A 25132-nucleotide genomic window follows, 5' to 3' on the forward strand; every position below is an offset into this window, starting at 1 on the left:
CGTGGGAAACGGGCGCGGTTCCCTACCGTGGCCACTGTAAGGAGTGTTGGCTTTCACAGGGATTCCTACACCCTGTTGGCTCCTCCGTGGCTCGCTTGCAGTAGTTGTGCCGCGACCGTGTGCGTGGCCGGGGTCGAAGCCCGTTCACCGTACGGTGCAGGGCAAGCATGCCGGAGAGGCGGGGGTCGTGGGGATCCCGGTCCACAAAGATGAACCGTTGGTTGCTCAGGGTGTCCATACGGATGCTCATGGTGTGAGCGGTGGGGCCCGCGGGTATGGATTCGTATCGGACCTTGGGCCCGTGCTAATCTTTGATTGCTCGCGCGGGTGGCGGAATAGGCAGACGCGCTGGATTCAGGTTCCAGTGCCCGAAAGGGCGTGGGGGTTCAACTCCCCCCTCGCGCACCGAGCAAAGGCCCCAGGTCATCGACCTGGGGCCTTTCTGTATGTCCGTGCGTCCGGACTGCTTGCCGGTCCGGTCGTCTCTGGGTGTGGGCCGGGCACAGGCTCCGGAGGAGGATCGGTACATGTCGGGGACTTCGGTGGGGCGGGAATTCATCGTTCCGGGTTTTCGGGACAGGTCTGATGTGGCGTCGAAGGCGCTGGGCAAGGGGCTGCGCGAGCGGGTGTCGCGGGCCGCGCACGCGAACTTCGAACCCGCGGTGGATCGGCCCGACGTGGTGGAGAGCGTCGAGCGGGCCAATATCGGGCGGCTCGATCATCTGGTGCCGCTGCGGATCGCACGCATGGCGGCCTCGCCGTTCGCGTTCCTGCGCGGCTCCGCCGGGTTGATGGCGGCGGATCTCGCGGCGCAGCCGGTCACCGGATTGACCGGGCAGATCTGCGGCGACGCGCACGCCGGGAACTTCGGGGTGTTCGGCACCGCCGAGGGTCGGCTGGTGATGGACCTCAACGACTTCGACGAGACGGTCCAGGGCCCGTGGGAGTGGGACCTCAAGCGGCTGACCGCCTCGCTCGTGGTGGCCGGCCGGGTCGGCGGCCTGGACGCGGACGCGTGCCACAAGGCCGCCTTCGACGCGGCGGCCTCGTATCGCAGGACGATGTCGGTGCTGGCCCGGATGCCGGTGTTGCAGGCGTGGCACGCGATCGCCGACGAGTCGCTGGTGGCGCACGCGGACGCGGCCGAGTTGTCCGGTCTGCTGGCCCAGGTCACCGCGAAGGCGCGGCGCAACACCAGCGCCCGGTTCGCGGCCAAGGCGACCCGGCGGCGCTCCGACGGCACCTGGCACTTCGTGCCGGAGCCGCCGGTGCTCACCGCGGTGGACGACGCGCTCGCGCACGCGGTGGCGGCGGGCCTGGAGAGTTATGTGGACACGCTCTCCACCGAACGTCGGCCGCTGTTGGCCCGGTTCGCGGTCGAGGACGTGGCGTTTCGGGTGGTGGGCACCGGCAGTGTCGGCACCCGGGCCTACGTGGTGCTGTTGTTGGGCAACGGCGACGAGCCGCTGGTGCTCCAGGTGAAGGAGGCGCGGCCCTCGGCGCTGGCGCCGTATCTGCCGCCCGCGCACGTCGAGCACGAGGGGCGTCGGGTCGTGGTGGGCCAGAAGTGGATGCAGGCCGGCACCGATTCGTTGCTCGGGTGGACCTCGATCGACGGGCGGGCGTACATGGTGCGCCGGTTCCGCAATATGAAGGGGAGCATCGACCCGAGCGTGCTGGCCGCGCACGAGATAGACGACTACGCCCGGATGACCGGCGCGCTGCTGGCCCGCGCGCACAGCCACTCGGTGGACCCCAAGGTGCTCGCGGGTTATTGCGGCAAGAGCGACCGGCTGGACGACGCGTTCGCCCGGTTCGCGGTGCGCTACGCGGATCGCACCGAGGCCGATCACGAACAACTGCTCGCGGCCGTGCGGTCGGGGCGGCTGCCCGCCGAGACCGGGGTCTGATCCCGGGTCGGCCGTGCGCGGCGGCCGGCCGGGACGTCGGCGGGCAGGTCCCGGACCTGCCCGCCGACGAGCAGCGCGGGATCTCCACCGGATGTGGCGTCGGGCTGCGAAGGATACGGGTGACGGTGCGGGAATTCGCGGGCCGTCCGGTGGAGCCGCGGGAAGAGCGGTATCGCGTGGGCATGCCGGATGAAGGGTGGACCCTTCATCCGGCCGTGCGCCCTAGGACTGCTTCATCGATGCGATGGACGCTCGCGTGAACTCGATGAGGTGCTTGCGCCGGTTCGCCCGGGCCTCCTCGGATTCCGAGTCGGCCCCCAGCAGTACCCGCGACATCTGCGGCATCGTCTGTTGCCAGGCGGCGACGCCGATGAGCGAGAAGAGCAGTTGGGCGACGTCGGGCGAGGGCTTCACGCCGAGATGATCGGCGAACTCCTGAAGTTTCGCGGCGTAGCTCGTGACTCGCCGCTCCTCGTCCGGAACCGGGTCGTGGCCGTAGTACAACGCCTCCCACACCAGCAGCCGGAGCAGCTCCGGGCGGGCGCAGTAGAAGTCGTAGACCTGGGCGATGTATTCGGCCGGGTCGTCGTTGGGCATCGTGACGACCGTGTTGAGCTCCTGGAGCGACTCCGTCAGCACGTGCTGGAAGAGCTGCTCCTTGTTGCCGAAGTACGCGTAGATGCGCTCCTTGTTCACCCCGGCGCGCAGGGCGATGCGGTCGACGCGGGCGCCGGCGATGCCGTGCTCGGCGAACTCCGCGCGGGCGGCGTCGAGAAGTTTGGCTCGGGTGCGTGCGGTGTCGGGCGGCATGGCTGGATCTTATCCCCTCTAGCCAACTGCTTTGTTGGATCGACTGGCCAGGGACGGCCTGACCATGCTGCCCTACCACATAGGCTGCTGGGGGGTGTTGCGAGTGATTTGATCTTCAAAGTCCGGCAGACGCGCCCGCCGGCCGGTGTCGCGCGGGAACAGAACAGCACACAAGGGACGTGATGGACGAGGTCAGCGCGCCGACCCCCTGGTCGGACCCCGAAATCGCCGAGTTGGAGCAACAGGTCGCCGCCGCGGAGACGGCGCTGCTCGACGACGAAGTGGATGTGACGACCCTTCAGGTCGAGCTGGACAACCTGGCGATCGTGCACCACCGCCGGCTGGGACCGCTCTACGAGCGACTCGACGAGCTGGACGCCCTGATCGCGGAGGCGATCGCGGCGCACACCGGCGACCCGGCGGACATCCGGCGCGCGGTCGAGTTGCGTGGTGTGGTCACGGATATGCCGGACCTGGACTCGCTGCTGGGCGCCCTCGACGGTGCGGGCGGGGCGACGGGCGGCGCCGGCGAGGCGGCCGACGAGCCGATGCCGGTGCCCGAGGTGCACCGGGTCAGTCCCGGTGCCGAGGCACGTAAACTCTTTCGCGAGCTGGCCCGCCGGGCGCACCCCGACCTGGTCCAGGATCCCGAGGAGAAGCAGCGCCGAGGCACCTTCATCGCCCGGGTGAACGCCGCCTACGCGCGCGGTGACGTGACCGAGCTGCTGGCCCTGGGTACCGAATGGGCCACCTCCCCGCAGGGCGCGACCGGGCCGGACGCGGAGAGTCGCGGGCAGTGGCTGCGCAGCCGACTGGCCTGGCTCACCCACCGGCGGGCCGAGCTGTCGGGTCTGCGCGATCAGCTCATGGAGGGCGCGATGGGGCAACTGCTCCAGCTCGCCCCGAACGACCCGGACGGGCTGCTCGAGCACCTGGCCGATCAGCTCCTGCACGACATCGCGGAGAAGGAGAAGGTGCTCGGCACGCTGGTCGACCCCTGACCCGCGACCCCCGGCCCGGCGCGGCGGACTCGATCGTTCGCTCGTGCGAGGCGCGGGTGCCCGGCGCCGATGGTCGACAATGTGCGATGAGCGCGGCCGGACGGGTTCCGGACGCCCGAACTCCCGGAGATGTGATGCACCTGTCGCCCCCGCCGGCCGTGCCCGCCGCCGCGGTCCCTGACGACGCCTTCGTTTTGGACGTACGGGAGGTGCACGAATGGGACGCCGGTCATGTGGCCGGCGCCCGGCACATCCCGATGAGCACGCTCCTGGAGCGGATCGCCGAGGTCCCGCACGACACCCGCGTATACGTGATGTGCCGGGTCGGCGGCCGGTCCGCCCAGGTCACCCACTATCTGGGGCAGCAGGGGTGGGACGCGGTCAACGTCGACGGCGGGATGCTGGCCTGGGAGGCCGCCGGACGGCCGATGGTCAGCGAGACGACGGCCGCCCCGGCGGTGGTCTGACCCGCGGACCGGTCGCGGGACCGGTCAGGATCGGCGTTCCGCGATGAACACGGCGGTCGCCTCGGCGGTCACCTCGCCGTCGGCGCGGATCTCACCGGTCGCGAAGCTCTTGCGGCCTTCGCGACCGGTCCAGCGCCCGGTCAGCTCCAACGGCACGTCGTAGGGCGTGGCCCGGCGGTAGCGGATGTCCAGCCCGGCGGTCAGCCCGGGGGCGCCGGCCGCGGACGCGGCGACGCCGAGCAACTGGTCGAGGACGACCGCCACGATCCCGCCGTGCGCCCGGGCGGGCGGCCCGCCGTGCGCCGCGGTCAGCGTGCAGTGCGCGCGGATCTGTACCGACTCCGGGTCGGCGGCGACGTCCGGCCGGGGCTCCACGTCCTCGAAGATCAGCCTGGGCGCCTGCGGGTTGAGCCGTCCCGAACCCATCTGGGTCAGATGCTCCAGTCGGCCGTTCGGATACCGGATCAGCGACACCGCCTGCGGGCGCCGGGCGGCGCTCAGCAACTCGGTCAGTTCGGCGACCCGTCGCGCCGCGTCCGCGCGCACCGCCGCGTCCACGTCCGTCCACACCACCGCTTCGACCAGGTCCCGGACCCGATCCGCGAGGTCCAGCGCCTCCGCGGTCACGGTCGAGGGGTCGGGCAGCGTGCCGGCCATCAGCTCGGCGAGCGCGGTGGCCGAGGCCGGCGGCAGCGGCCTGGTGTTCGAGTTCATACCCGTACCTCCGTGACACTTTTCTTGATCTTGCCAAGAATGCGGGCAAAGAATATGACGGTGCATCAGATCTAACGGTCTATCAGATCCGGCCTGAGCGGATCTCGGTGAGGGAGTGCGGCATGGTGACGATCGCGGAACTCGTCCATCACCAATGGGGCGACCAACGGACCGGGCTCCACTTCGAGGATCGAACCTGGACGCATCACGAGCTGGCCCGGGCCGCCGCCGCGCGGGCGGCGCTGCTCACCGACCTGCTGCCGCGCGGGGTCGAGCCGCACGTGGGCGTCCTGCTCGACAACGTGCCCGAGTTCCCGCACTGGCTCTCCGGTGCGGCGGTGGCGGGCGCCACCCTGGTGGGGGTGAACTCGACTCGGCGCGGCGCCGAGCTGGCACGCGACATCACGCACGCCGAGTGCGGGGTGATCGTCACCGAGCGCGCGCATCTGCCGCTGCTCGAAGGGCTCGACCTGGGTATCCCGGCGGAGCGGATCCTGGTGGTCGACGACCCCGCGTACGACGAACTGCTGCGCCCGTACGCGGACGCGGCGCTGCCCGCCCTGGTCGCGGACCCCGCCGACCGCCTGTTGATCGTGTTCACCTCCGGGTCCACCGGTGCGCCCAAGGGCGTGGTCTGCTCGCAGGGCCGGCTGGCGGGTGCCGGGACGGTGTTGTCCGAGCAGTTCGGCTTCGGGCCGGACGACGTCAACTACATCTGCATGCCGATGTTCCACGGCAACGCGTTGATGGCGAACTGGTCGCCGGCGCTGCGGGCGGGCGGCGCGGTCGCGTTGCGTCGGCGCTTCTCCGCGTCCGCGTTCCTGCCCGACATCCGTCGTTACGGCGCGTCCTACTTCACCTATGTGGGCCGGGCGATCTCCTATCTGCTGGCCACCCCGGAGCGGCCGGACGACCGGGACAACCCGCTGCGCGCCGGGTTCGGCACCGAGGCGGGTGCGGTGGACATGGCGCGCTTCGAGGCCCGGTTCGGCTGTGCGCTCACCGAGGGATACGGCTCCTCGGAGGGCGGGATGAGCGTCAACTGGCGGCCGGGCACGCCCGCGGGCGCCGTCGGACCGTGTCCCGAGCACGCCGCGGTGCTGGATCCGGCGACCGGGGCGGAGTGCGCGCGGGCCGAGTTCGACGCGGCGGGTCGGTTGGTCAACGGGGACGCGGCGATCGGGGAGTTGGTCAACACCGGGCGCAACGGATTCGAGGGGTACTGGCGCAACGAGGAGGCGTCGGCGGCCCGGGCGCGCGACGGGCAGTACTGGACGGGCGACCACTTCTACCGGGACGCGGCCGGATACCTCTACTTTGCCGCCCGCGCCGACGACAAGTTGCGGGTGGACGGCGAGAACCTGGCGGTGGCGGGCATCGAGGGCATCCTCGCGCGCTTCGCCCCGTTCGAGGTCGTGGTGGTGTACGGGGTCCCGGATCCGGTCACCGGGGATCAGGTGATGGCGTGCGTACAGGTGCGCGAGGGGGCCGAGTTCGACCCGGGCGAGTTCGCCGCGTTCATGGCCGAGCAGCCGGATCTGGGCACCAAGATGGCGCCGGTGTTCGTCCGGGTGGTGGACGAGGTGCCCACCACCGCGACCAACAAGGTGCACAAGGTCGGCCTGCGTCGGGCGGGCTTTCGGGCGGCGGGACAGGTGTGGTGGCGGCCCGAGCGGGGCGCGGACTACCGGCTGCTCGACGACGCGGGGCGCGAGGAACTCCTCGGCCGTTACCGGGCGTACGACCGCGAGGGCGTGCTGGACCTGTGAGTCGGCCGTGACGGTGCGATCCCGGCCCGGCATGTCCGCACCCCCGTGCCGGACATCGCCGCGGGGTCGGGATCGCACCGGCGCTCAGAGTAGAACACGTTCTATGGTCACGGAAACCGTCCCCACCGGGTGGTTGGCAGCGGTTTCGACACGTCCGGCGGACTCGACCCGGTAGCGTGCCGGCAGCACGGGTCCGGACCGGCGGACCCATCGACCACGGGAGAGGCATGCAGTCGCCTGACGACGCGGCGCCCGGGCAACCGGCGGATCGGTCGCAGCCCGGCCCCCAGGCCGGTACGACGGCGGTGGGCACCTCGACCGCCGACGCGGCGGACCGAGCTCCGGTGCCGGAACCGGACCGGGCCTCGGCCCGGATCCCGGCCCAGGCGGGGGAGCGCGCCCCCGTCGACACACCGACCGAGACGGCGGTGCCCTCGGACGAGCGCCGCTCGACCGCGGTGCGTTCGATCTCCGCGCTGTTCGCCATACTCGCGATCCTGGTGACGCTGGTCCACGTGTTCTTCGTGTTCCTGCACGTCGCGCCCAGCAACACGCTGTCCCAGGACTACCGCAAGGAGACCGGCACCTGGGTCTATCCGTACTTCGAGCAGAACTGGGCGCTGTTCGCGCCCAATCCGATGTCGGAGAACTTCCGCCTGCAGGCCCAGTCGCGGGTGCGCAACGCGGACGGCACCGTCGTCGAGTCCGGCTGGTCCGACCTGACCGGGGACGACCTGAAGCACATCCGGGGCAATCCCTATCCCAGCAAGGCCGACCAGAACATGATCCGGCGCGCGTGGTCGAGCTACACCGACGCGCACGAGGCCAAGGACGAGACGGCGATCGGCACCCGCGGCCCGCTGACCCAGCGCTACCTGCGCCGGATCGTGGTGCACCGCTTCCAGGACGCGGGAGCCGACCGCAGGCTCGAATCCATCCGGATCCGGGTCGCGACCACGCCGGTCGGCAAGCCCGGCGGCAAGCCCGAGCCGGAAACCGCGTACCGCACGCTCGGCTGGTGGGAGACGAAGCCCGATGACTTCCGCTGAGCCGCAGCCGCGCGTCGCGGCGAGCGTGTACCGCCGGGCGGAGGACGCCGTCGGCGCGTGGCTGGTGCGCACCCTCGACACCGTCAGCACCCGTACCTTCGCCGTGCACCAGTCGGCCCTGCTGCGGATCGGCTACGGCCTGGTCTTCCTGGTCGGCCTGATCCGCGAGTACTTCAACCGCCGGGAGATCTGGGGCGACCAGTCGGCCTGGTCGCCGGACATGGCCCGGGAGTTGCTGGGCGGCATCGGCGGGGTCAGCCTGCTCCTGGAGAGCGACTCGCGCCTGTGGTTCGAGGGCGTCTACCTCGCGGCGATCGTGATCTCCGCGCTGTTCGTGCTCGGGTGGCACACCCGGGCGATGAGCATCCTGTTCGCGATCATGGTCGTGTCGTTCAACAGCCGGTCCATCCTGATGACCGACGGCGGCGACACGGTGCTGCTGCTGATGGCGATCTACCTCGCCTTCACCGCGTGCGGACGGGTCTGGTCGCTGGACGCCCGCCGGGCCAGGCGCACCGGAATCCGACCCGGCACCGGCCCCGGACACGAGGTCGGCGTGCTGGTCGCGCTGCTCGCGATGGTCGCGCTCGGCACCACCTGTCGCGCCGATTCGTGGACTCCGGATCCCGAGTTCTCCTTCGCGTTCGTCTGCCAATGGATCTGGGTCCCCGGGATAGCGGTCGCCTTCGGCGCGCTGTGGCGATTGCCGCGGCAGGTCGAGCAGGTGCGGGCCGGCCTGGTGACCGTCGTGCACAACTGCGCGCTGTTCGTGATCGCCGCCGAGGTGTGCTTCATCTACGGCGCGGCCGGGCTGTACAAGGTGCAGGGCTCGTACTGGCAGGACGGCACGGCGATGCACTACGTGCTGAACCTGGAGTACTTCGCGCCGTGGCCCGGGCTCAGCCACCGGCTCGCCGAGAACGCCGAGATGGGCGTGCTGATCGGCTACCTCACGGTGTTCATCCAGGTCGGCTTCGTGTTCATGCTGTTCGCCAAGCGGGTCAAGTACGCCGCGATCGTGGTTCTGATCGGCATGCACATCGGCATCGCGATCCTGCTGGGCCTGCCCGCGTTCTCCGCGTCCATGTCGGTGGGCGACGCGCTGTTCCTGCCCACCGCGTTCCTGATCTGGACCCGATCGCGGGTGATCGCCCGGCTGACGGCGCGGCTGCGCCGCAGGCCGGCCGCCGCGAAACCGGCCGCCGCGGTCGACCCGAAAGCATCGGCCCCGGACCCCTCCGACGGACTCGAGGGAGTGGCCACGGCCTCGGGCCGGGCCTGATCCGGCCGCTCGAACAAGGCCCCGGCGCTCGGCGGCGCGATGCCGCCGCCGAGCGTCCGGGACCCGCTCGGACAGGTCCTACGCTGCTGTCATGAACCCCCACGAGATGCAGACCCTCGCGCTGTGGCGGGCCGCCTCGCCCGGGGCGGTGCTGCTCGACGGCTTCCACGCGGTCAAGCACGCGGTGCGGTTCGGCGCCGAGATCAGACTCGTGGTGACCACCGACCGGGCGGCCGTGCGGGCCCTGGCCGACGAACTCGCGGCCGACGTGGGCGGTTTTCTGGAGGAGACGGCGCAGGAGGTGTCCGAGCCGTTCCTGCGCGACCTGGTCCCGCGCGCCGGCCGGACCGGGGTGGTGGCACTCGCCGGTCGACCCGAGTCCGACCTCGCGTCGGGGCGGGCCCGAACCGCGCCGATCGTGCTCCTGGAGAACCCGCGCAACCTGGGCAACGTCGGCGCGGTGGTGCGGCTGGCCGCCGGTTTCGGCGTCGCCGCCGTGCTCACCACCGGCGACCTGGACCCGTGGCACCCGCACGTGGTCCGGGGTAGTGCGGGGCTGCACTTCGCGACCGCGGTCGCGCGGGTGGGCCCGGAGACATTGCCGGCCGGACCGATCCTGGTGCTCGACCCCGAGGGCGTCGACCTGCGCACGACCGAGATCCCGGACGACGCGATCCTGGCGTTCGGCACCGAGCGCCACGGCGTCTCGGCGGCGCTGCGCGAGCGCGCGGACCTGCTCGTGGCCATCCCGATGCGGCCCAGGGTGTCCAGCTACAACCTCGCGACCAGCGTCGGGATGACGCTCTTCCGCTGGTCCACGACCTCCGCGAACGCACCGACGTGAGCCGCTACGACGCGGTCGTCCTGGCCGGCGGCGCGGCCCGTCGGCTGGCCGGCGCGGACAAGCCCGGACTGCTGGTGGCGGGCGTCTCGTTGCTCGACCGGGTGCTCGCCGCGGTCGCCGGGGCCGAGCGGATCGTGGTCGCCGGGCCGCGCCGAGCCACCGGGCGCCCGGTGGTGTGGGTGCGCGAGGAACCGCCCGGCGGCGGCCCGGTGGCCGCGCTGGCCGCCGCACTGCCGCTGGTGCGGGCCGAGGTGGTCGTCCTGCTCGCGGCCGATCTGCCGTTCGTGCCCGGCGAGTTGATCGAGCGCCTGGTGGCCGCGCTGGACGCGGACCCCGGATCGGCGGGCGCGGTCGCGGTCGACGCCGACGGGCGTGACCAGATCCTGCTCGCCGCCTATCGCAGTGCGGCCCTGCGGGACGGCGTCGCGACCCTGGCCGAACCGGCCGGGGCGCCGCTGCGCCGGGTGGTCGGGCCGCTCGCGGTGCGCCGGATCCGGGCCGAGCCCGGCGCCGTGTTCGACTGCGACACCTGGGCGGATGTGCGCGAGGCGCGTACACGGTCGGGGAGGATGGACACAGCCCCGAAGAGGAGAGACATGACTGGCCTGGAAGAGTGGACCGAAGCGGTCAAGCAGGAACTGGGCATCGAACTGGACGTGGACATCACGGCGCTGCTGGACATGACCCGGGTGGCGGCGCACAACGTACAGCGACCGGCCGCGCCGCTCACCTCCTTCCTGGTCGGTTACGCGGCGGCGAGTCGGGGCGGCGGTGCTGCGGCGGTGGCCGAGGCACTGCGCCAGGCACAGGACCTCGCCGAGCGTCGCGGCCCGGGCGCCGAGCCGGGCGCCTGATGATCCCTGGGGAGAGTCGGACCATGCCGCGTGCCGAGCCACACCCGCAGCACGCGCTGGGTTGGCCCGAGGCCCGCGCCACCGCCCGTGCGGCCGGGCGAGCGCTGCCCGCGGTCTCGCGCACGCTGCACCACGCCCGCGACCACGTGCTGGCCCGGCCCATCGTCGCGCTCACCGACCTGCCCTCCTTCGACACCTCGGCGATGGACGGGTGGGCGGTCGCCGGCCCCGGGCCGTGGCGGGTGCGCGGGCGGCTGCTCGCGGGTGACGCCGGTACGGAGATCGGCGTGATGCGGGACGGGGACGCGGTCGAGATCGCCACCGGCGCCCGGGTCCCGCACGGGGCCACCGCCGTGCTGCGCAGCGAACAGAGCCGGGTCGAGGGCCGCACGTTGTTCGGCGACGTGCACATCCAGCAGGGCACCGACATCCGCGCGTGCGGCCAGGAATGCCGGCGCGGCGACGAGTTGTTGCCGGCCGGCACCACGGTCACCCCCGGGGTCACCGGGCTGGCCGCCGCCTCCGGCTACGACGAACTCGTGGTGGTCGACCGGCCCCGGGTGGAACTCCTGGTGCTGGGCGACGAGTTGCTCGACGCCGGGTTGCCCCGGGAGGGGCGGATCCGGGACGCGCTCGGCCCGCTGATCACGCCGTGGTTGCGTACGCTCGGCGCCGACCTGTTGCGGGTTCGCCGAGTGGGGGACAACCCGGACACGCTGCGCGGACACGTGAGCGCGTCCCGCGCCGACGTGGTGATCACCACCGGCGGCACCGCCGACGGTCCGCGCGATCACGTGCACCGGCTGCTCGCCGAGCTGGCGGCGGACGTCCTGGTGGACGGCGTCGCGGTCCGCCCCGGGCATCCGATGTTGCTCGCCCACCTGCCCGGCGAGCGCCCCGGCGCGGGCCGCTATCTGGTCGGCCTGCCCGGCAACCCGCTGGCCGCGGTGGCCGGCATGCTCACCCTCGCGGTGCCGCTGCTGCGCCGACTCTCCGGCCGCCCGGAACCGCGCCCGCGCCGGATCCGGGTCGGTGCCGACATCGCCGGCCACCCGCACGACACCCGCCTGGTGCCGATGCGCGCGGATCGCCCGCTGGCCTTCTCCGGCCCGGCGATGTTGCGCGGGCTCGCGGTCGCCGACGGCATCGCGGTGGTGCCGCCGGGCGGCGTGCGCGCGGGTGATCGGGTCGAGGTGCTCGGGGCGCCGCGATGAAGACCGTGCGCTTTCCGGACGACCGGCCGGCCGATCGCCGCGGGCCGCGCGGTTCGCTCGCCCGACCGCTGCCGACGCTCAAGCGGAACGCCGACGAACCGGCGGGCTTGGCCGGTCAGGCGGGCGCGAGCGTACACATCCCCAAGGACCGGCCCGGCCCGCTGGTCCAGGTGTTGCGCCGATTCGGGATGGCGCTGCTGGTGTTGGCGGTCACCATCGCGGTGGTCTACCTGGATCGGGACGGCTACCGCGACACGGTGGACGAGCACGTCTCGCTGCTCGACGCGGTGTACTACGCGACGGTCACCCTCTCCACGACCGGCTACGGCGACATCACCCCCGCGAGTGACAGCGCCCGGCTGGTGAACGTCGTCCTGATCACCCCGCTGCGGGTGATCTTCCTGATCATCCTGGTCGGCACGACCCTGGAGGTGCTCACCGAGCGCACACGGGAGCTGCTGCGGCTCAACCGTTGGAGGTCCACGTTGCGCGACCACACGATCCTGGTCGGATACGGCACGACCGGGTACAGCGCGGTGCACACGCTGATGGCACAGGGCGTCTCGCGCGAGAACATCGTCGTCGTCGACTCGGACCCCGAGGCGGTCACCGAGGCGAGCGACGACGACAAGCTGGTGGTGGTCTCCGGCGACGCGACCCGGGCCGAGGTGCTGCGCCGGGCCGAGGTGGAGCGGGCGCGGAACATCATCGTCTCGGTCAACCGGGACGACACCGCCGCCCTGGTCACGCTGACCGCACGGCAGTTGAATCGGCGGGCCTGGATCGTGGTCGCGGTCCGCGAGGACGAGAACGCGCCGCTGATCCGGCAGAGCGGGGCCGACTCGGTGGTCACCACCGCGAGCGCGGCGGGTCGGCTGCTCGGGCTCTCGATGCTCAGCCCGAACGTCGGCGAGGTGATGGAGGACCTCATGCACTACGGCGAGGGCATGGATCTGGTCGAGCGGCCGATCGACAAGCGCGAGGCGGGCAAGTCGCCGAGCGAATGCGGCGATCTGGTGGTGGCCGTGGTGCGCGGACACCGTACGTTGCGGCACGATGACCCTGAGGCGGCGGTGCTCGGTGCGGGTGACCGACTCGTGGTGATCAAATCGCACAAACCGCAGCCGAAAACGGGCGACTCATAGGCTGGATGCCATGTACGCGATCACGATTGCCGAGCCGGGCGGACCCGAGGTACTGACCTGGACCGAGGTCCCGGACCTGAAACCCGAACCCGGCGAGGTGCTGGTGGAGGTGGCCGCGTCGGCGGTCAATCGGGCCGACCTGTTGCAGCGCCAGGGGTTCTACCATCCACCCGCGGGCGCATCGCCCCATCCCGGCCTGGAGGCCTCCGGCCGGATCGTCGAGGTCGGTGCCGGGGTGTCCGGCTGGGCGGTCGGCGACGAGGTGTGCGCGCTGCTCGCGGGCGGCGGGTACGCCGAGCGGGTCCGGGTGCCCACCGGTCAACTGCTGCCCGTGCCCGAGGGGGTGGACCTGGTCTCGGCCGCCGCGCTGCCCGAGGTGGTCTGCACGGTCTGGTCGAACGTGTTCATGGTCGCCCATCTGCGCAAGGGCGAGACCTTCCTGGTGCACGGCGGGTCCAGCGGCATCGGCACGATGGCGATCCAGTTGGCCGCGGCCGCGGGCGCCCGGGTGTTCACCACCGCGGGATCGGCGGCCAAGCTGGCGCGCTGCCGCGAACTGGGTGCCGACGTCACGATCAACTATCGGGACGAGGACTTCGTGGCCCGGGTCCGCGAGGCCACCGACGGGGCCGGGGTGGACGTGATCCTGGACAACATGGGCGCCAAGTACCTCGATCGCAACGTGGACGCGCTCGCGGTCAACGGCCGACTCGTGGTGATCGGCCTCCAGGGCGGTGCTCGGGGCGAACTGGACCTGAGCAAGCTGCTGACGAAGCGGGCCGCGATCGCGGCGACCTCGCTGCGCGGCCGCCCGACGACGGAGAAGTCCGCGATCGTGGCGGCCGTTCGCGAGCACGTGTGGCCGCTCCTGGACGCGGGGCGGGTGCGGCCGATCGTCGACCGCATCATGCCGATGGCGGAGGCGGCCGACGCGCACCGTGTGGTCGAGGAGAGCGGGCACATCGGCAAGGTGCTGCTGAAGGTGCGTTGACCCGCCGGGACGCGGGTCGCGGCTGCGGGTCGCCGCAGGCGGGCGTGAGTCCCGAGGGGTCGGCGGGTCGCCGCGGGTGGTGTCGGTGCGGTGGGTCGGTGCGACCTGCCGCCGGATGAATGAAAATCGGATGATCGGTCCGCCGAGGCGAATGTCGCTGGATGGGTCTTTTGTCGATATTCCTTAGTCTGACGACATGCCTACCCCCGGCGGCTTCGCGCGTCGATTGGCTGCCGGGTGTGTGCTCGCGGCGGCCCTTGCCCTTCCCGGTGCCCCGGTCATCGCCGGCGCGTCGCTGCCGACCGGTGCCGGGACGCCCGCCCCGACCGACGGGTCGCCGCCCGTGACGCCCCCGCCCGGCGACGCGGAATCGGGCGCCTCCCCACGCGGGCGGGCGCCGGGCACGGCCGAACTGCATCCCGACCCGGCGGTGCACGGACACGCGCCGGCCGAGCCCACCGGCCCGCCGAAGCCCGCCCCGGTCACCGATCCGCCCACCCAACAGGAGTGGGATCGTCTCCTGGACCGGCTGGCCGCCCACGGCGCCCGTCCGGTGACCGACGAATCGGGCCGGGCGGTGCTCGACGTCGAGCGGGAACTCCTGCTCACCGGCGGCACCGACGGCCTGGACGAACTCCGTTCCTGGGGGGCGGAGATCACCCGCGACGATCGGCCCGGGGTGTACGCCGTGCGCTCCGGCGGGCGCGTCGTGGCGCGGTATCTGATCGAGTCCGACCCGATCGGCTCGACCGACACCTCCGCTCCTGTCACCCCTTGGGCCTTCGATGCGCCGCCCACGCTGCCCAGAACCGGTCCATCCGTTGTGAATTTGACTCTGATTGCCCTCGGAGGAGCCGGTATCGTCTGCGCCGGTGGACTGCTCATCCGGTGTTTCCCGGCGCCGCGACGACACTGAGCGGACACTGAGCGGCGGGACGGGCGTCGGTTCCGCCGGGCAGACTGTGTGTCTGGCGCATCGGGAATGAAGGGTGCAGGCTCGTCGAGGACGCGTCCCGAGGCGGCGGTACCTTCCGGGAACGTCCGACCGGTGGTGGGGAAGGAGGCGTGATGGGGTCGATCGGCGGATTTCACCGGCGCATACCGCTGGGCCCGACGATCATCGCGCTGACCCTGATCACCTTGCTGGTGCTCACCAACATCTGCGGCTCCGGCCCCGGCATGCCGGCCCGCCACAACGGATCCGCACCCACACCCGCGGACATCCCGCCGCAACTGCCCGCCCAGGACCAGAGCATCGAGGGCACCCCCGCGCCGACCGGCGGCGCACCCACGTCGGCCGGTTCGCCGACCACGAACGGGCAGCCGGTCCCGGTGCCCACGGTCACGGTGACCGAGACGGTGACCGCCCCGCCCGGGAACTCCCCGGGCTCGGGCGACCGACCGGGTAACCCGCCCGCCACCTCGGCCCCGGGCGGACCGTCCGGCGGATCGAGCGGGGGTCCCACGACGGCCGGCCCCGGTGGTGCCTCGCCGACCCCGCCACCGCCGTTGGGCCAGCGGTTCCGGGTGAGCGACGTGCGGCTGGGCGCCGACCGGGCGAACGGCTCCTGGGTGCGCTGCAACGGCATCGATCAGGTGGAGTTCCTCGGGACCGTGCTCGTGGACGGGGCGGGCCCGGGGGACGTGGTCTTCCAGTGGGTGTACGAGAAGGTGTTCGTGTATCCGCAGGACATCCTGCACTTCACCGGCAGCGGCCCGCGCCAGCAGAGCATCGCGGTCACCTGGCGCATCCCGCCGCAACTGTTCGGCGACGTGAACGGGGTCGTGCAACTGCTGATCCTGCAACCGGTCGCCAACGCGCAGACCGAGCGGTACACGTTCGACTTCAATTGCCGCGTCGGAATCCCCAACGACAACTGACGACTGGCCCGTTCGCCGGCCGATCCGGCACCTCGCACCCACCTTTCCGACCGCGTGCCGTCTTGCGCCGTCGAGCATACCGGGTATACATACTCGGTATGTCCATCAAGCACGGTCTGCTCGCACTGCTCGATCAGGGCCCTCGTTACGGCTATCAGCTCCGGAGCGAGTTCGAGGCCCGGACCGGATCCACCTGGCCGCTCAACGTCGGTCAGGTCTACACCACACTCGGCCGGTTGGACCGCGACGGACTGGTCGCGCCGGACGGCGAGGACGACGAAGGGCACGTCTTCTACCGGATCACCGACGAAGGTCGGCTCGAACTGCGCGCGTGGTTCGAGGCGCCGGTGTCGCGGACCAACCCGCCGCGGGACGAACTCGCGATCAAGCTCGCGATGGCCGTCACCGTGCCCGGCATCGACGTCGGGGTGGTGGTCCAGGGACAGCGCACCCACACGCTGCGGGCGCTGCAGGACTACACCCGGCTCAAGACCCGCGCGGCCCAGGACGACATGGCGTGGCAACTCGTCCTGGAATCACTGATCTTCCACGCGGAGGCCGAGGTGCGCTGGCTCGACCACTGCGAGGCGCGGCTGGCCCGTCGGGCGGCCGAGCGGGAGCCGGCCGCGCCCGCGCCGGACGAGCGGCCCACACCCGTCCGCAGGCGCGGCGCGCGCCGATGACCACGGCTACAGGGGGCACTGTGGAACCGATACTGGAACTCCGGTCGGTGGGCCGCGTCCACGGTCGGGGCGACGTCCGCGTCGAAGCCCTGGCCGGGGTGGATCTGGCCGTCGTACCGGGCGAGATGCTCGCCGTGATGGGACCGAGCGGCTCGGGCAAGTCGACCCTGTTGATGCTCGCGGGCGGTCTGGACCGGCCCACCGACGGCGAGGTGCTGGTCGAGGGCCGGCCGCTGGGCGGGCTCAATCGGCGCCGGATGGCCGCGCTGCGCAGACGCAGCATCGGCTACGTCTTCCAGGACCTCAACCTGGTGCCGGCGCTGACCGCCGCGGAGAACGTCGCGCTGCCGCTCGAACTCGACGGCATGTCGATCCGCCGGGCCCGGCAGGCCGCGCACGAGGCGCTGACCGAGGTCGGCCTGCAACACTTCGGCGAGCGATTTCCCGACGACATGTCCGGCGGCCAACAACAACGGGTGGCGATAGCCCGGGCGTTGGTGGGCGAGCGCCGGTTGGTGCTGGCCGACGAGCCCACCGGCGCGCTCGACTCGACCACCGGCGAGGCGGTGCTGCGGGTGTTACGCGCGCGCTGCGAGTCCGGCGCGGCGGTGGTCCTGGTGACCCACGAGGCCCGGCACGCGGCCTGGGCGGACCGGATCGTGTTCCTGCGCGACGGTCGGCTCGTGGACGACACCGGCCCCTCGGCCGACGCCGAGTCGCTGCTGTCCCGGGGCGGTTCGCGATGAGCGTGAGCTCGTGGCGGGCGACGCTGCGGATCGCCCGTCGGGACGCGCTGCGGGCCAAGGGCCGCAGCGCGCTGATCGTCGCGATGATCGCGGTCCCGGTGCTGGGCATGAGCGCGGCCGATGTGACCTGGCGGAGCGTGCAGTTGGACACCGACGAGGTGATCTCCCGCTCGATGGGGCGGGCGGACGCGCTGGTGTCGGACACCACCGACCGGGGCAACTCCAAGCCCGGGAATCGTCCGGTCGCGATTCGACAGGATCCGACCGGTGACGACTGGCGGCCCGTGGACACGACCGGGGGAGCGGCGCCGACCCCGGCCGAGTCCGGACAGGCCGACGCGGCGCCGACCGAGGCGGCACCGCGTCGCGATCCGGCCTCGCTGATCCCCGGTGTCACCGAGCAGTTGCCCGACCGTGCCACCTTCGGCGCGGTGTCCACCGCGCACGGTCGGACCGACGTGCGCATCCGTGAGTTCGACTACGGCAACCCGCTCGCCGAGGGCATGGTCGTACAACGCGCGGGGCGGGCTCCCCGGGCCGCGGACGAGGTCGTGGTCACCGAGGAGTTGCGCCGATCGGCCGGCTACCGGGTCGGCGGAACGCTGACCGAGAAGTCCACGAACAAGACCTTTCGCATCGTCGGCACGATCGTGCTGCCGAACCGCCTGCGCGACCAGGTGGTGATGGCCGCGCCGGGCGCCCTGATCGACGAGATGCACGCGCGACCGGGCGGGATCAGGGTCTACGGCATGGACAACGCCACGCTGATCCGGGTCCGGGGCGGCATGCCGTGGTCCGAGGTGTCGGCGGCGAACCGCCAGGGTCTGTTGATCAGGTCCGCCGCGGTGTTGCGGGATCCGCCCGCCAGGGCCGATTGGATCTTCGACAGCCCGCGCCAGTGGGCCGACTCGCGGGCCCTTCGGCTCGGCGGCATCGGCCTGGGCCTGGGTCTGCTGGAGATGATCCTGCTCGCCGGTCCGGCCTTCGCGGTGGGTGCCCGCCGCAAGCGACGCGAACTCGGGCTGATCGGGGTGGCGGGTGGCAGCCGTCGGCACATCGGCGCGGTGGTGCTCGGCGGCGGGCTGGTCCTGGGCGTGATCGGGGCCGTGGTCGGTACGGCGGTGGGCCTGGTCGTCGCGGCGTCGATCCGGAACTGGGTCGCCGAGCGTTCCGGCGCGCTGTCGGGCCGCTACGACGTGCGAGCGCTGGAGTTGCTCGGCATCGGGGCGGTGGGCGTCGCCGTCGGTGTGCTCGCCGCGCTCGTCCCGGCCTGGCTGGCCTCCCGCGAGGACATCGCCGCCTCGCTGACCGGGCGCCGGGGGGTTCGGCGCGGCTCGCGCGTGTTGCCGATCGTCGGGGCCGCGGTCACCGCGCTCGGCGTGGGCGTCGCCCTGTTCGGCGCGGATCGGGCGGACGACAAGATCATCGTCGCCGGGGTGGTGGCGGCCGAGTTCGGCCTGGTCGCGTGTTGCCCGGCGCTGATCGGTGCGACGGCCAGGCTCGGCCGATTCCTGCCGCTGACTCCCCGGTTGGCGCTGCGTGACGCGGCCCGCAGTCGTCCGCGCAGCGCGCCCGCGATGGCCGCGGTGATGGCCGCGGTGGCGGGTTCGGTGGTGATCGCGGTGGTCTGGTCGAGTCAGAACGCGGACGAGCGCAACGAGTACCGCCCCAATGCCCAGGAGAACCACGTGTTGGTCGGCTTCCCCGGGCGCATGCCGATGAGCGGGATACCGGGTGAGGAGGTGGTGAGCGCCGGGCAGGCCGAGGACGTCCGGCAGGCCGTGGAGCGGATCCTGCCCGACGCGAAGGGCGGTGTGTTGGGCACCCTGGGCACTCCCTGTACGGGGGAGGGCCGGTGTGTCACGTACCAGCCGCAGAAGTTGCCCGAGGCCCGCTGCCCGGCCCGCAACGCCGAGGAGGCGCAGCGGTGGCGCGACGATCCGCGCTGCCCGGTCGAGGTGCGGTCCCGGAACGGCTTCTTCCAGTCGGTCGTCGGGGAGCCGGATCTGCTGCGCAAGCTGACCGGCGCGGACGATCCACGCGCCGTCGAGGTGTTGTCCCGAGGCGGGGTCGTGCTGTTCGAGGACGGCTACGTCGGGCCGGACGGCACGGTCGAGGTCAAGGCGCAGGAGATGTTCCTCGCCGGACCGGTTCGCCCGCCCGCCCCGAACGAGGTCCGGGCGGATCCGCCCGGTGTCCGGCTGCCCGCCGTGTCGGTGCGAGGCCCCTTCGGTCTGTCCGGCATGTTCGCCTCGCCCGAGGCGGCCCGGGTGCTCGGGGCCGCGGTCGAGCCGGCCGGTCTGGTCTACGACGCCGGGCGTTCGCCCTCGGACGCGGAGAAGCAACGGCTGGAGGACCAGGTGGCCAAGGTCTCCGACCGGGGCTTCGTCTTCGTCGAGCGGGGCTTCCAGCCGAGGAGCGACGCGCGCATGTTGCTGCTCGCGGTGTTCGCGCTGGTGATCTCGATCGGCGCGTCCGGGGTGGCCACCGGATTGGCCCTGGCCGACGCGCAGAAGGATCTGGCCACCCTGGGCGCGGTGGGCGCGCCGCCGAGTGTGCGACGCCGGTTGTCCGCGTTCCAGAGCGGGGTGATCGCGCTCCTGGGCACCGCGCTGGGACTGGCGGCCGGTGCACTGGCGGGGGTGGTCGTGCGCCGAGGACAGAAGTCGGCGCTGTGGGACGCGATGCCGGCCGACGCCAGGAGCCGGCTGCATGCTCCCGAACTGGTGATTCCGTGGACGCAGATGGCTCTCGCGCTGATCGTGCTGCCGATCCTCGCGGCCCTGCTCGCGGCGCTTTTGACACGATCGCGTGCGGTGGTGCGCAGCAGGACGGGATAACCCTCCGGCGCTCCTAGGATGAGATGTATGGATACGCCGAACAACGAAGCGAATGGTGAAAACCCGCAGGTGGTGATCGTCGGGCCGGATGGCATGGCGCTCGGCGGCGGCCTCGGTGAAGAGGGCGGTGAACTCGCGGTGACCGACATGGTCGAACAACCCGCGAAGGTCATGCGCATCGGCAGCATGATCAAGCAGCTTTTGGAGGAGGTGCGCGCGGCTCCTCTCGACGAGGCGAGCCGGGTGCGCCTCAAGGAGATCCACGCCAGCTCGATCAAGGAGCTGGAGAAGGGGCTCGCCCCTGAACTGGTGGAGGAGCTGGATCGGCTCTCCTTGCCGTTCACCCACGACTCGGTGCCCAGCGAGTCCGAGCTGCGGATCGCCCAGGCACAGTTGGTGGGCTGGCTGGAGGGCCTGTTCCACGGCATCCAGACCGCGCTGTTCGCGCAGCAGATGGCGGCGCGCGCACAACTGGAGACGATGCGCCGGGCACTGCCGCCCGGCATGGCTCCGGGCGGCCAGGGCGAACCGCCGCACACCCAGTCGGGTCCCTACCTCTAGCGTTCCGGTAGGGGCGTACCCCGGGTCGGTGCGCGATGGCACCGACCCGCTGCGCTCTCGTCGTGTCTCTGACAGGCTGTCGGCGATGCGACGGGAGCGCTTTTCGGTAGGTCGACTCGGGCCGAGGGCGTGCGCGAGTCGTGCGGCGTGGAGGGCGGCCTGACGGTGACCGTTTCGGGGGACCCGGCTCGGGCGAACGGGCGTGTCTTCGGCGGTGGGCGGTATCGCACCGGGCGCCGGATCGGCGGCGGCGGCATGGCCGTCGTGCACGAGGCGCACGATCTGTTGCTCGATCGCATCGTCGCGGTCAAACGCCTGCGCAGCGACCTGGCCGAGGACACCGTCGCGCGCTCGCGCTTCGCCCGCGAGGCCGAGCACGCCGCCGCGCTGAACCACCCCACGATCGTCTCCGTGTTCGACACCGGCGCCGATCCCGGTGAGGACGGCGTGCTGGTGCCGTGGATCGTGATGGAGCTGATCCAGGGCCTGACCCTGCGCGATCTGCTGGAGGCGCACGGCCCGGTGCCGTGGCCGCGCGCCCTGGCGATCACCGCGAAGGTGCTCGACGCGCTGGAGTACAGCCACGACCGCGGTCTGGTGCACCGCGACATCAAGCCGGTCAACGTGATGATCACGCCGAGCGGCGAGGTCAAGGTGATGGACTTCGGCATCGCCCGCGCGCTGTTCGTCACCGACGGCGCGCTCACCGACCCCGGTCGGATCATGGGCACCCCGCAGTACTTCTCCCCCGAGCAGGCGTTCGGTCATCCCGCGTCCACCCGTAGCGACCTGTACTCGGTGGGCTGCCTGCTGCACGAACTGCTGGTCGGGATGCCGCCGTTCGACGGCGGTACGGCCGTGCACATCGCGTATCGGCACATGCGCGAGGAGCCGACCCCGCCCTCCGCGTACCGGCCCGACGTGCCCGGCGCGGTCGACGATCTGGTGTTGCACGCGCTGCGCAAGGACCCGCGTCTGCGCTTCGACACCGCCGGGCGGATGCGCGAGTCGGTGCGCCGGATCCTGCCCGCGGACGTGTGGGATTCGGTGCTTTACGGTGCCGGCGTCCCGGCGCCGCCGCCGGGACCGCCGATACCGGCGACGTCGGCGGGGCCGATGGGGCAGCGACCGACGCGGCTGCCGGGCGGCGGTCCGCCGTGGGTGCGGATGTTGTCCGGGTTCGGGCCCAGGGCCCGTTCGGCGGGCGCGCACAGTGCGCCGGGCGCCTACGGCCGCAGGAGCGGCGCGGGCGCCGCGTTCGCGGCGACCGTGCTGGGCGTGCTGGCCGTGCTCGCGTCGATCCTGATGTTGCGCTGACCCGCGCCGGCACGATCGCGCGGTCCGGTGCCGGCAGCGGCCCAAGGCATCGGCCGGGGTGCCGGAATCCCGTTACCATGGGCTCTCACCCGGGAGTACCACCGATCCCGGTATCGTTTCGGGACTTGAACCGAGGAAGCACCACATTTCATCTGCACTTCGGCGCGGGTTCACCCCCGGGCGCCACGTGAGGGGACTGCCGAGGATGATCGCCGAGTCCCCGGCCACCACCCTGACGTCCGAGTCGGCGTGCCTTTGTGGCCGGCCGGTCGTTGGAACCGTCGTGCTCCCCCGCTCCCGTGGTGTTTTCCGCTCCGATCTGCTCGCGGCGGACTCCATCGGCCCAGTTCGGCGGCCCCGGGCGGGCCGCCCCGACGCACAGGGCGAGGAGCGATGACCCCGCCGCAGGGACCGGACGACCACGAGGCGTCCGGCACACAGGTGAAGACGGTCGGATCCGGCCGCTACGAACTCGGCCGCCAGCTCGGTCGCGGTGGCATGGCCGAGGTGTTGATGGCCCACGACGTACGGCTGGGCCGCACGGTCGCGGTCAAGACGCTGCGCCCGGACCTCGCGCAGGACCCGGTGGCCCGCTCGCGCTTCGGCCGTGAGGCCCAGAATGCGGCGTCGCTCAACCATCCCGCGATCGTGTCGGTCTACGACACGGGCGAGGACCGGGTCGGCGAAGAGCTGGTGCCGTTCATCGTGATGGAGTGCGTCGAGGGCCGCACGGTGCGCGAACTGCTCGGCGAGGGCAACCCGATACCGCTGGAGCAGGCCCTGCGGGTCACCGAGGGCATCCTGGAGGCGCTCGAGTACAGCCACCGGCACGGCATCATCCACCGCGACATCAAGCCCGCGAACGTGATCATCACCAACTCGGGCGCGGTCAAGGTGATGGACTTCGGCATCGCCCGCGCGATGCACAGCGCGGCGACCACGATGACCCAGACCGGCATGGTCATGGGCACGCCGCAGTACCTGTCGCCGGAGCAGGCCCTGGGTCGGACCGTCGACGCGCGCAGCGACCTGTACTCCAGCGGTTGCCTGCTCTACGAACTGCTGGCGCTGCGCCCGCCGTTCAACGGCGATACGCCGCTGTCGGTGGTGTATCAGCACGTCCAGGACGATCCCCGGCCGCCGTCGATGATGGATCCGCGGGTGCCTCCGCACCTGGACGCGATCGCGTTGAAGGCGCTGGCGAAGAACCCCGACGACCGGTACCAGACCGCCGACGAGATGCGGATGGACATCCGCCGGGCGCTGGCCGGTCAGCAGGTCTCGGTCGCGGTTCCGCCGCGGGTGCCGACCCAGCAGGCGCCGCGGCCCGAGTTCGGTTCGTGGAGCCAGGCCGCCGCGGGTACGGCGGTGGGCTCGGCGCACTCCGGCTCGGCCGAGGCCACCGCCGCGATGCCGCCGCTCGCGGGGCACCCCGGTACCGGCACGCTGCCCGGGCAGTCCGCCAACGACGGCGGCACCGGACCGCTGCCGATCCTGCCGCACGACCCGCCGCCCAAGCGCAGGCTGCCGGTCTTCCTGGTGGCCGCGCTCGCGGTGATCCTGGTGGCGGTCGGGGCGGTGTTCCTGGCCAAGGGGTTCGGGGGCGGCGACAGTCCGTCGACGAAGCGGGAGTCGCCCGCCGCCACGACGAGCGACAACGGTGTCGCCCAGCCGGCTACGAGCAACAAGCCCGACCCGGGCAAGGCGACGTCGAGCACGACCCCGTCCTTCCCGCCGCAGACGCGTTCGAACCCGACGTTCGGCAACACGCGGGATCCGGGCGGGACGACCACGGGCCAGACGCACCCGCCGACCTCGCCCCCGCCGACCAAGCCGTCCGAGACGACGCGCCCGACCACGTCCACCACGCCGACCAAGGGTGGCGGGACGAAGCCGCCGGACCCGGTCGGTGGCGGTGGCAGCGGTCCGGGCAATCCGGGCACCGGCACGACCCCCTGATCCGAGCCTGCGAACCCGCGGGCGCCACGATTCGTGGCGCCCGCGGGTTCTCGCGTACCGGGTCGGTCGTCAGCCCAGGAACGCCTTCAGGACCTCGTCGTAGGCCATCGTCCACCACACGATCAGTGCGGCGGACGCGGGAAACAGCGGGGCACACCGCGGGTCGTGTTCGAGGTAGTGCCGGGTGAGCATCCAGAAGTCGTTCAGTCGTTCCCACCACAGTCGGTGCACGGCGGCGGCGAGTTGGGTGGGTCCCGGGTCGACCACGCCGCGGTAGCCGGCCACGTAGCCGCGGACCCGATCGAGGTCGAGGGTGCCCGAGATCGGGTCGGTGAAGAAGATCAGCGCGGCTCGCACCAGCTCCTCGGTGTCGGGCAGGGCCGCCAGCCGATCCCAGTCGATGATCGCCACCGGCTCGGTGCCCTGATACAGCAGGTTCAGCGGGTGGAAGTCGCCGTGCACGTAGCCGGTGCGCGGTGCCTCGTGGTCGCGTGGCCGTCGGTGCGCGTGCCGCAGCAACATCGCGCGCCGTTCGATCAGCCGCAGCTCGGCGAGCCGGTCGAACGCGCTCGGCTCGGATCGGGTGCGGATCCGGGTGAGCAGGCGCTCGACGGTGGCCAACGATTCGTGCGGGTCGGCGGTGGGCACCAGCAGCGGTTGTTGTACGGGCGGGAGCAGCTTCGGCAACGTCACGTGCACGCCGCCGAGCAGCGCACCCACCCGGGCACAGCCCCGGGCGTCGAGCTCGGTGCCGCGTCGGTGGGTGCCCTCCACCCAGGGGTAGAGCGCGAACCAGCGGCCGCGCGAGGTGAGCACGGTGCGCCCGCGCCGGTCGGCCACCGGCGGGAGCGCGGGTATCCCGCAGACGGCGAGCCGCTGGGTGATGTGGTGCTGGAAGCGGATGGTGTCGGGTCGTTGGTCCAGATAGTGCTTGAGAAACCAGCGTCCCCTGGTGGTGACGACCTCGTAACCTCGGTTGAGGAGGCCCTCGGCGATGGGCCGGAACGAGAGAGCCTCGCCGACTCGGTAGCGGTCGATCGTCACAGCCAGTGGGGACCCTGGCCGGGAGGGGGTGTACACGGCGCCAATCTATGT

22 protein-coding genes and 1 tRNA gene are annotated in these 25132 nt (G+C 72.0%); 20 read left to right on the plus strand and 3 right to left on the minus strand.

What is annotated here, in order from left to right; translation table 11 throughout:
- Nucleotides 1-321: 321 nt before the first annotated feature.
- Together ACH4U8_RS33835 and ACH4U8_RS33840 are read left to right on the plus strand one after the other, a co-directional pair.
- Nucleotides 322-405 (plus strand) — tRNA-Leu (locus ACH4U8_RS33835).
- A gap of 122 nt (nt 406-527) precedes the next feature.
- On the plus strand, nt 528-1910 hold the full coding sequence (locus tag ACH4U8_RS33840; protein WP_395782276.1) for a DUF2252 domain-containing protein: 1383 nt from the start codon (nt 528-530) through the stop codon (nt 1908-1910).
- Nucleotides 1911-2132: 222 nt separating this feature from the next.
- Here ACH4U8_RS33840 and ACH4U8_RS33845 read toward each other — a convergent pair whose 3' ends face one another.
- Complete coding sequence (locus ACH4U8_RS33845; RefSeq protein ID WP_020557109.1) at nt 2133-2720, minus strand: TetR/AcrR family transcriptional regulator; 588 nt, start codon at nt 2718-2720, stop codon at nt 2133-2135.
- 182 nt (nt 2721-2902) lie between these two features.
- Between ACH4U8_RS33845 and ACH4U8_RS33850 the strand changes: the two genes are divergently transcribed.
- Both ACH4U8_RS33850 and ACH4U8_RS33855 read left to right on the plus strand, forming a co-directional pair.
- Nucleotides 2903-3721: a hypothetical protein gene (locus ACH4U8_RS33850; protein ID WP_360311285.1), complete on the plus strand. Its 819-nt coding sequence runs from the start codon at nt 2903-2905 to the stop codon at nt 3719-3721.
- A 134-nt stretch (nt 3722-3855) separates the two neighbouring features.
- Nucleotides 3856-4188 (plus strand): rhodanese-like domain-containing protein, encoded by a 333-nt coding sequence (locus tag ACH4U8_RS33855; protein WP_360311283.1) that lies wholly within the window; start codon nt 3856-3858, stop codon nt 4186-4188.
- 24 nt (nt 4189-4212) lie between these two features.
- Here ACH4U8_RS33855 and ACH4U8_RS33860 read toward each other — a convergent pair whose 3' ends face one another.
- The gene (locus ACH4U8_RS33860) at nt 4213-4902 is read right to left on the minus strand and encodes a PaaI family thioesterase (protein ID WP_395782278.1); all 690 of its coding nucleotides are present in this window, start codon (nt 4900-4902) and stop codon (nt 4213-4215) included.
- A 122-nt stretch (nt 4903-5024) separates the two neighbouring features.
- On the opposite strand from ACH4U8_RS33860, the gene ACH4U8_RS33865 reads away from it, so the two are divergent.
- From ACH4U8_RS33865 to ACH4U8_RS33940, 16 genes are all read left to right on the plus strand, one after another.
- Nucleotides 5025-6671 carry a long-chain-fatty-acid--CoA ligase gene (locus ACH4U8_RS33865; protein ID WP_360311279.1) on the plus strand — a complete coding sequence of 549 codons (1647 nt, stop codon included), beginning with the start codon at nt 5025-5027 and terminating at the stop codon, nt 6669-6671.
- Between the two features lie 227 nt (nt 6672-6898).
- Entirely contained in the window at nt 6899-7720 is an 822-nt protein-coding gene (locus ACH4U8_RS33870; RefSeq protein WP_395782280.1) for a DUF5819 family protein, read from the plus strand.
- Nucleotides 7707-9002: an HTTM domain-containing protein gene (locus tag ACH4U8_RS33875; RefSeq protein ID WP_360311275.1), complete on the plus strand. Its 1296-nt coding sequence runs from the start codon at nt 7707-7709 to the stop codon at nt 9000-9002. Before ACH4U8_RS33870 ends, ACH4U8_RS33875 begins: the two co-directional genes overlap by 14 nt.
- A 91-nt stretch (nt 9003-9093) precedes the next feature.
- On the plus strand, nt 9094-9846 hold the full coding sequence (locus ACH4U8_RS33880) for a TrmH family RNA methyltransferase (RefSeq protein ID WP_360311273.1): 753 nt from the start codon (nt 9094-9096) through the stop codon (nt 9844-9846).
- Nucleotides 9843-10700 (plus strand): NTP transferase domain-containing protein, encoded by an 858-nt coding sequence (locus ACH4U8_RS33885; protein WP_395782282.1) that lies wholly within the window; start codon nt 9843-9845, stop codon nt 10698-10700. Before ACH4U8_RS33880 ends, ACH4U8_RS33885 begins: the two co-directional genes overlap by 4 nt.
- Nucleotides 10701-10723: 23 nt before the next feature.
- Complete coding sequence (locus ACH4U8_RS33890; protein ID WP_360311269.1) at nt 10724-11914, plus strand: molybdopterin molybdotransferase MoeA; 1191 nt, start codon at nt 10724-10726, stop codon at nt 11912-11914.
- The gene (locus ACH4U8_RS33895) at nt 11911-13059 is read left to right on the plus strand and encodes a potassium channel family protein (protein WP_395782284.1); all 1149 of its coding nucleotides are present in this window, start codon (nt 11911-11913) and stop codon (nt 13057-13059) included. The genes ACH4U8_RS33890 and ACH4U8_RS33895 overlap by 4 nt, the downstream gene beginning before the upstream one ends.
- A gap of 10 nt (nt 13060-13069) precedes the next feature.
- Entirely contained in the window at nt 13070-14050 is a 981-nt protein-coding gene (locus tag ACH4U8_RS33900; RefSeq protein ID WP_395782286.1) for an NAD(P)H-quinone oxidoreductase, read from the plus strand.
- 196 nt (nt 14051-14246) lie between these two features.
- Complete coding sequence (locus tag ACH4U8_RS33905) at nt 14247-14966, plus strand: hypothetical protein (protein WP_395782288.1); 720 nt, start codon at nt 14247-14249, stop codon at nt 14964-14966.
- Between the two features lie 152 nt (nt 14967-15118).
- Complete coding sequence (locus ACH4U8_RS33910) at nt 15119-15931, plus strand: hypothetical protein (protein ID WP_360311261.1); 813 nt, start codon at nt 15119-15121, stop codon at nt 15929-15931.
- 98 nt (nt 15932-16029) lie between these two features.
- Nucleotides 16030-16614: a PadR family transcriptional regulator gene (locus ACH4U8_RS33915; RefSeq protein ID WP_360311259.1), complete on the plus strand. Its 585-nt coding sequence runs from the start codon at nt 16030-16032 to the stop codon at nt 16612-16614.
- Nucleotides 16611-17360: an ABC transporter ATP-binding protein gene (locus ACH4U8_RS33920; protein WP_379987936.1), complete on the plus strand. Its 750-nt coding sequence runs from the start codon at nt 16611-16613 to the stop codon at nt 17358-17360. Before ACH4U8_RS33915 ends, ACH4U8_RS33920 begins: the two co-directional genes overlap by 4 nt.
- Nucleotides 17357-20200, plus strand: a complete 2844-nt coding sequence (locus ACH4U8_RS33925) for an FtsX-like permease family protein (RefSeq protein WP_395782290.1) — start codon at nt 17357-17359, stop codon at nt 20198-20200. Before ACH4U8_RS33920 ends, ACH4U8_RS33925 begins: the two co-directional genes overlap by 4 nt.
- A gap of 27 nt (nt 20201-20227) precedes the next feature.
- Nucleotides 20228-20761, plus strand: a complete 534-nt coding sequence (locus tag ACH4U8_RS33930; RefSeq protein WP_360311253.1) for a bacterial proteasome activator family protein — start codon at nt 20228-20230, stop codon at nt 20759-20761.
- Nucleotides 20762-20926: 165 nt separating this feature from the next.
- Complete coding sequence (locus ACH4U8_RS33935; protein WP_395782292.1) at nt 20927-22078, plus strand: protein kinase; 1152 nt, start codon at nt 20927-20929, stop codon at nt 22076-22078.
- A gap of 393 nt (nt 22079-22471) precedes the next feature.
- On the plus strand, nt 22472-24037 hold the full coding sequence (locus tag ACH4U8_RS33940; RefSeq protein WP_395782294.1) for a protein kinase: 1566 nt from the start codon (nt 22472-22474) through the stop codon (nt 24035-24037).
- Between the two features lie 69 nt (nt 24038-24106).
- On the opposite strand, the gene ACH4U8_RS33945 is transcribed toward ACH4U8_RS33940, so the two are convergent.
- Nucleotides 24107-25081: a phosphotransferase gene (locus ACH4U8_RS33945; RefSeq protein WP_395782296.1), complete on the minus strand. Its 975-nt coding sequence runs from the start codon at nt 25079-25081 to the stop codon at nt 24107-24109.
- Between the last annotated feature and the right edge of the window lie 51 nt (nt 25082-25132).

The organism is Embleya sp. NPDC020886, assembly GCF_044333915.1.
In the GTDB taxonomy this organism is placed as follows: Bacteria; Actinomycetota; Actinomycetes; order Streptomycetales; family Streptomycetaceae; genus Embleya.

Bases quoted from the DNA above. Each gene is read 5' to 3' on its own strand.
- ACH4U8_RS33870 (WP_395782280.1), top strand. From the start codon at position 6,899: ATGCAGTCGCCTGACGACGCGGCGCCCGGGCAACCGGCGGATCGGTCG.
- ACH4U8_RS33840 (WP_395782276.1), top strand. From the start codon at position 528: ATGTCGGGGACTTCGGTGGGGCGGGAATTCATCGTTCCGGGTTTTCGG.
- ACH4U8_RS33855 (WP_360311283.1), top strand. From the start codon at position 3,856: ATGCACCTGTCGCCCCCGCCGGCCGTGCCCGCCGCCGCGGTCCCTGAC.
- ACH4U8_RS33915 (WP_360311259.1), top strand. From the start codon at position 16,030: ATGTCCATCAAGCACGGTCTGCTCGCACTGCTCGATCAGGGCCCTCGT.
- ACH4U8_RS33905 (WP_395782288.1), top strand. From the start codon at position 14,247: ATGCCTACCCCCGGCGGCTTCGCGCGTCGATTGGCTGCCGGGTGTGTG.
- ACH4U8_RS33875 (WP_360311275.1), top strand. From the start codon at position 7,707: ATGACTTCCGCTGAGCCGCAGCCGCGCGTCGCGGCGAGCGTGTACCGC.
- ACH4U8_RS33925 (WP_395782290.1), top strand. From the start codon at position 17,357: ATGAGCGTGAGCTCGTGGCGGGCGACGCTGCGGATCGCCCGTCGGGAC.
- ACH4U8_RS33920 (WP_379987936.1), top strand. From the start codon at position 16,611: ATGACCACGGCTACAGGGGGCACTGTGGAACCGATACTGGAACTCCGG.
- ACH4U8_RS33880 (WP_360311273.1), top strand. From the start codon at position 9,094: ATGAACCCCCACGAGATGCAGACCCTCGCGCTGTGGCGGGCCGCCTCG.
- ACH4U8_RS33900 (WP_395782286.1), top strand. From the start codon at position 13,070: ATGTACGCGATCACGATTGCCGAGCCGGGCGGACCCGAGGTACTGACC.
- ACH4U8_RS33930 (WP_360311253.1), top strand. From the start codon at position 20,228: ATGGATACGCCGAACAACGAAGCGAATGGTGAAAACCCGCAGGTGGTG.
- ACH4U8_RS33860 (WP_395782278.1), bottom strand. From the start codon at position 4,902: ATGAACTCGAACACCAGGCCGCTGCCGCCGGCCTCGGCCACCGCGCTC.
- ACH4U8_RS33895 (WP_395782284.1), top strand. From the start codon at position 11,911: ATGAAGACCGTGCGCTTTCCGGACGACCGGCCGGCCGATCGCCGCGGG.
- ACH4U8_RS33890 (WP_360311269.1), top strand. From the start codon at position 10,724: ATGCCGCGTGCCGAGCCACACCCGCAGCACGCGCTGGGTTGGCCCGAG.
- ACH4U8_RS33910 (WP_360311261.1), top strand. From the start codon at position 15,119: ATGGGGTCGATCGGCGGATTTCACCGGCGCATACCGCTGGGCCCGACG.
- ACH4U8_RS33940 (WP_395782294.1), top strand. From the start codon at position 22,472: ATGACCCCGCCGCAGGGACCGGACGACCACGAGGCGTCCGGCACACAG.
- ACH4U8_RS33850 (WP_360311285.1), top strand. From the start codon at position 2,903: ATGGACGAGGTCAGCGCGCCGACCCCCTGGTCGGACCCCGAAATCGCC.
- ACH4U8_RS33865 (WP_360311279.1), top strand. From the start codon at position 5,025: ATGGTGACGATCGCGGAACTCGTCCATCACCAATGGGGCGACCAACGG.
- ACH4U8_RS33845 (WP_020557109.1), bottom strand. From the start codon at position 2,720: ATGCCGCCCGACACCGCACGCACCCGAGCCAAACTTCTCGACGCCGCC.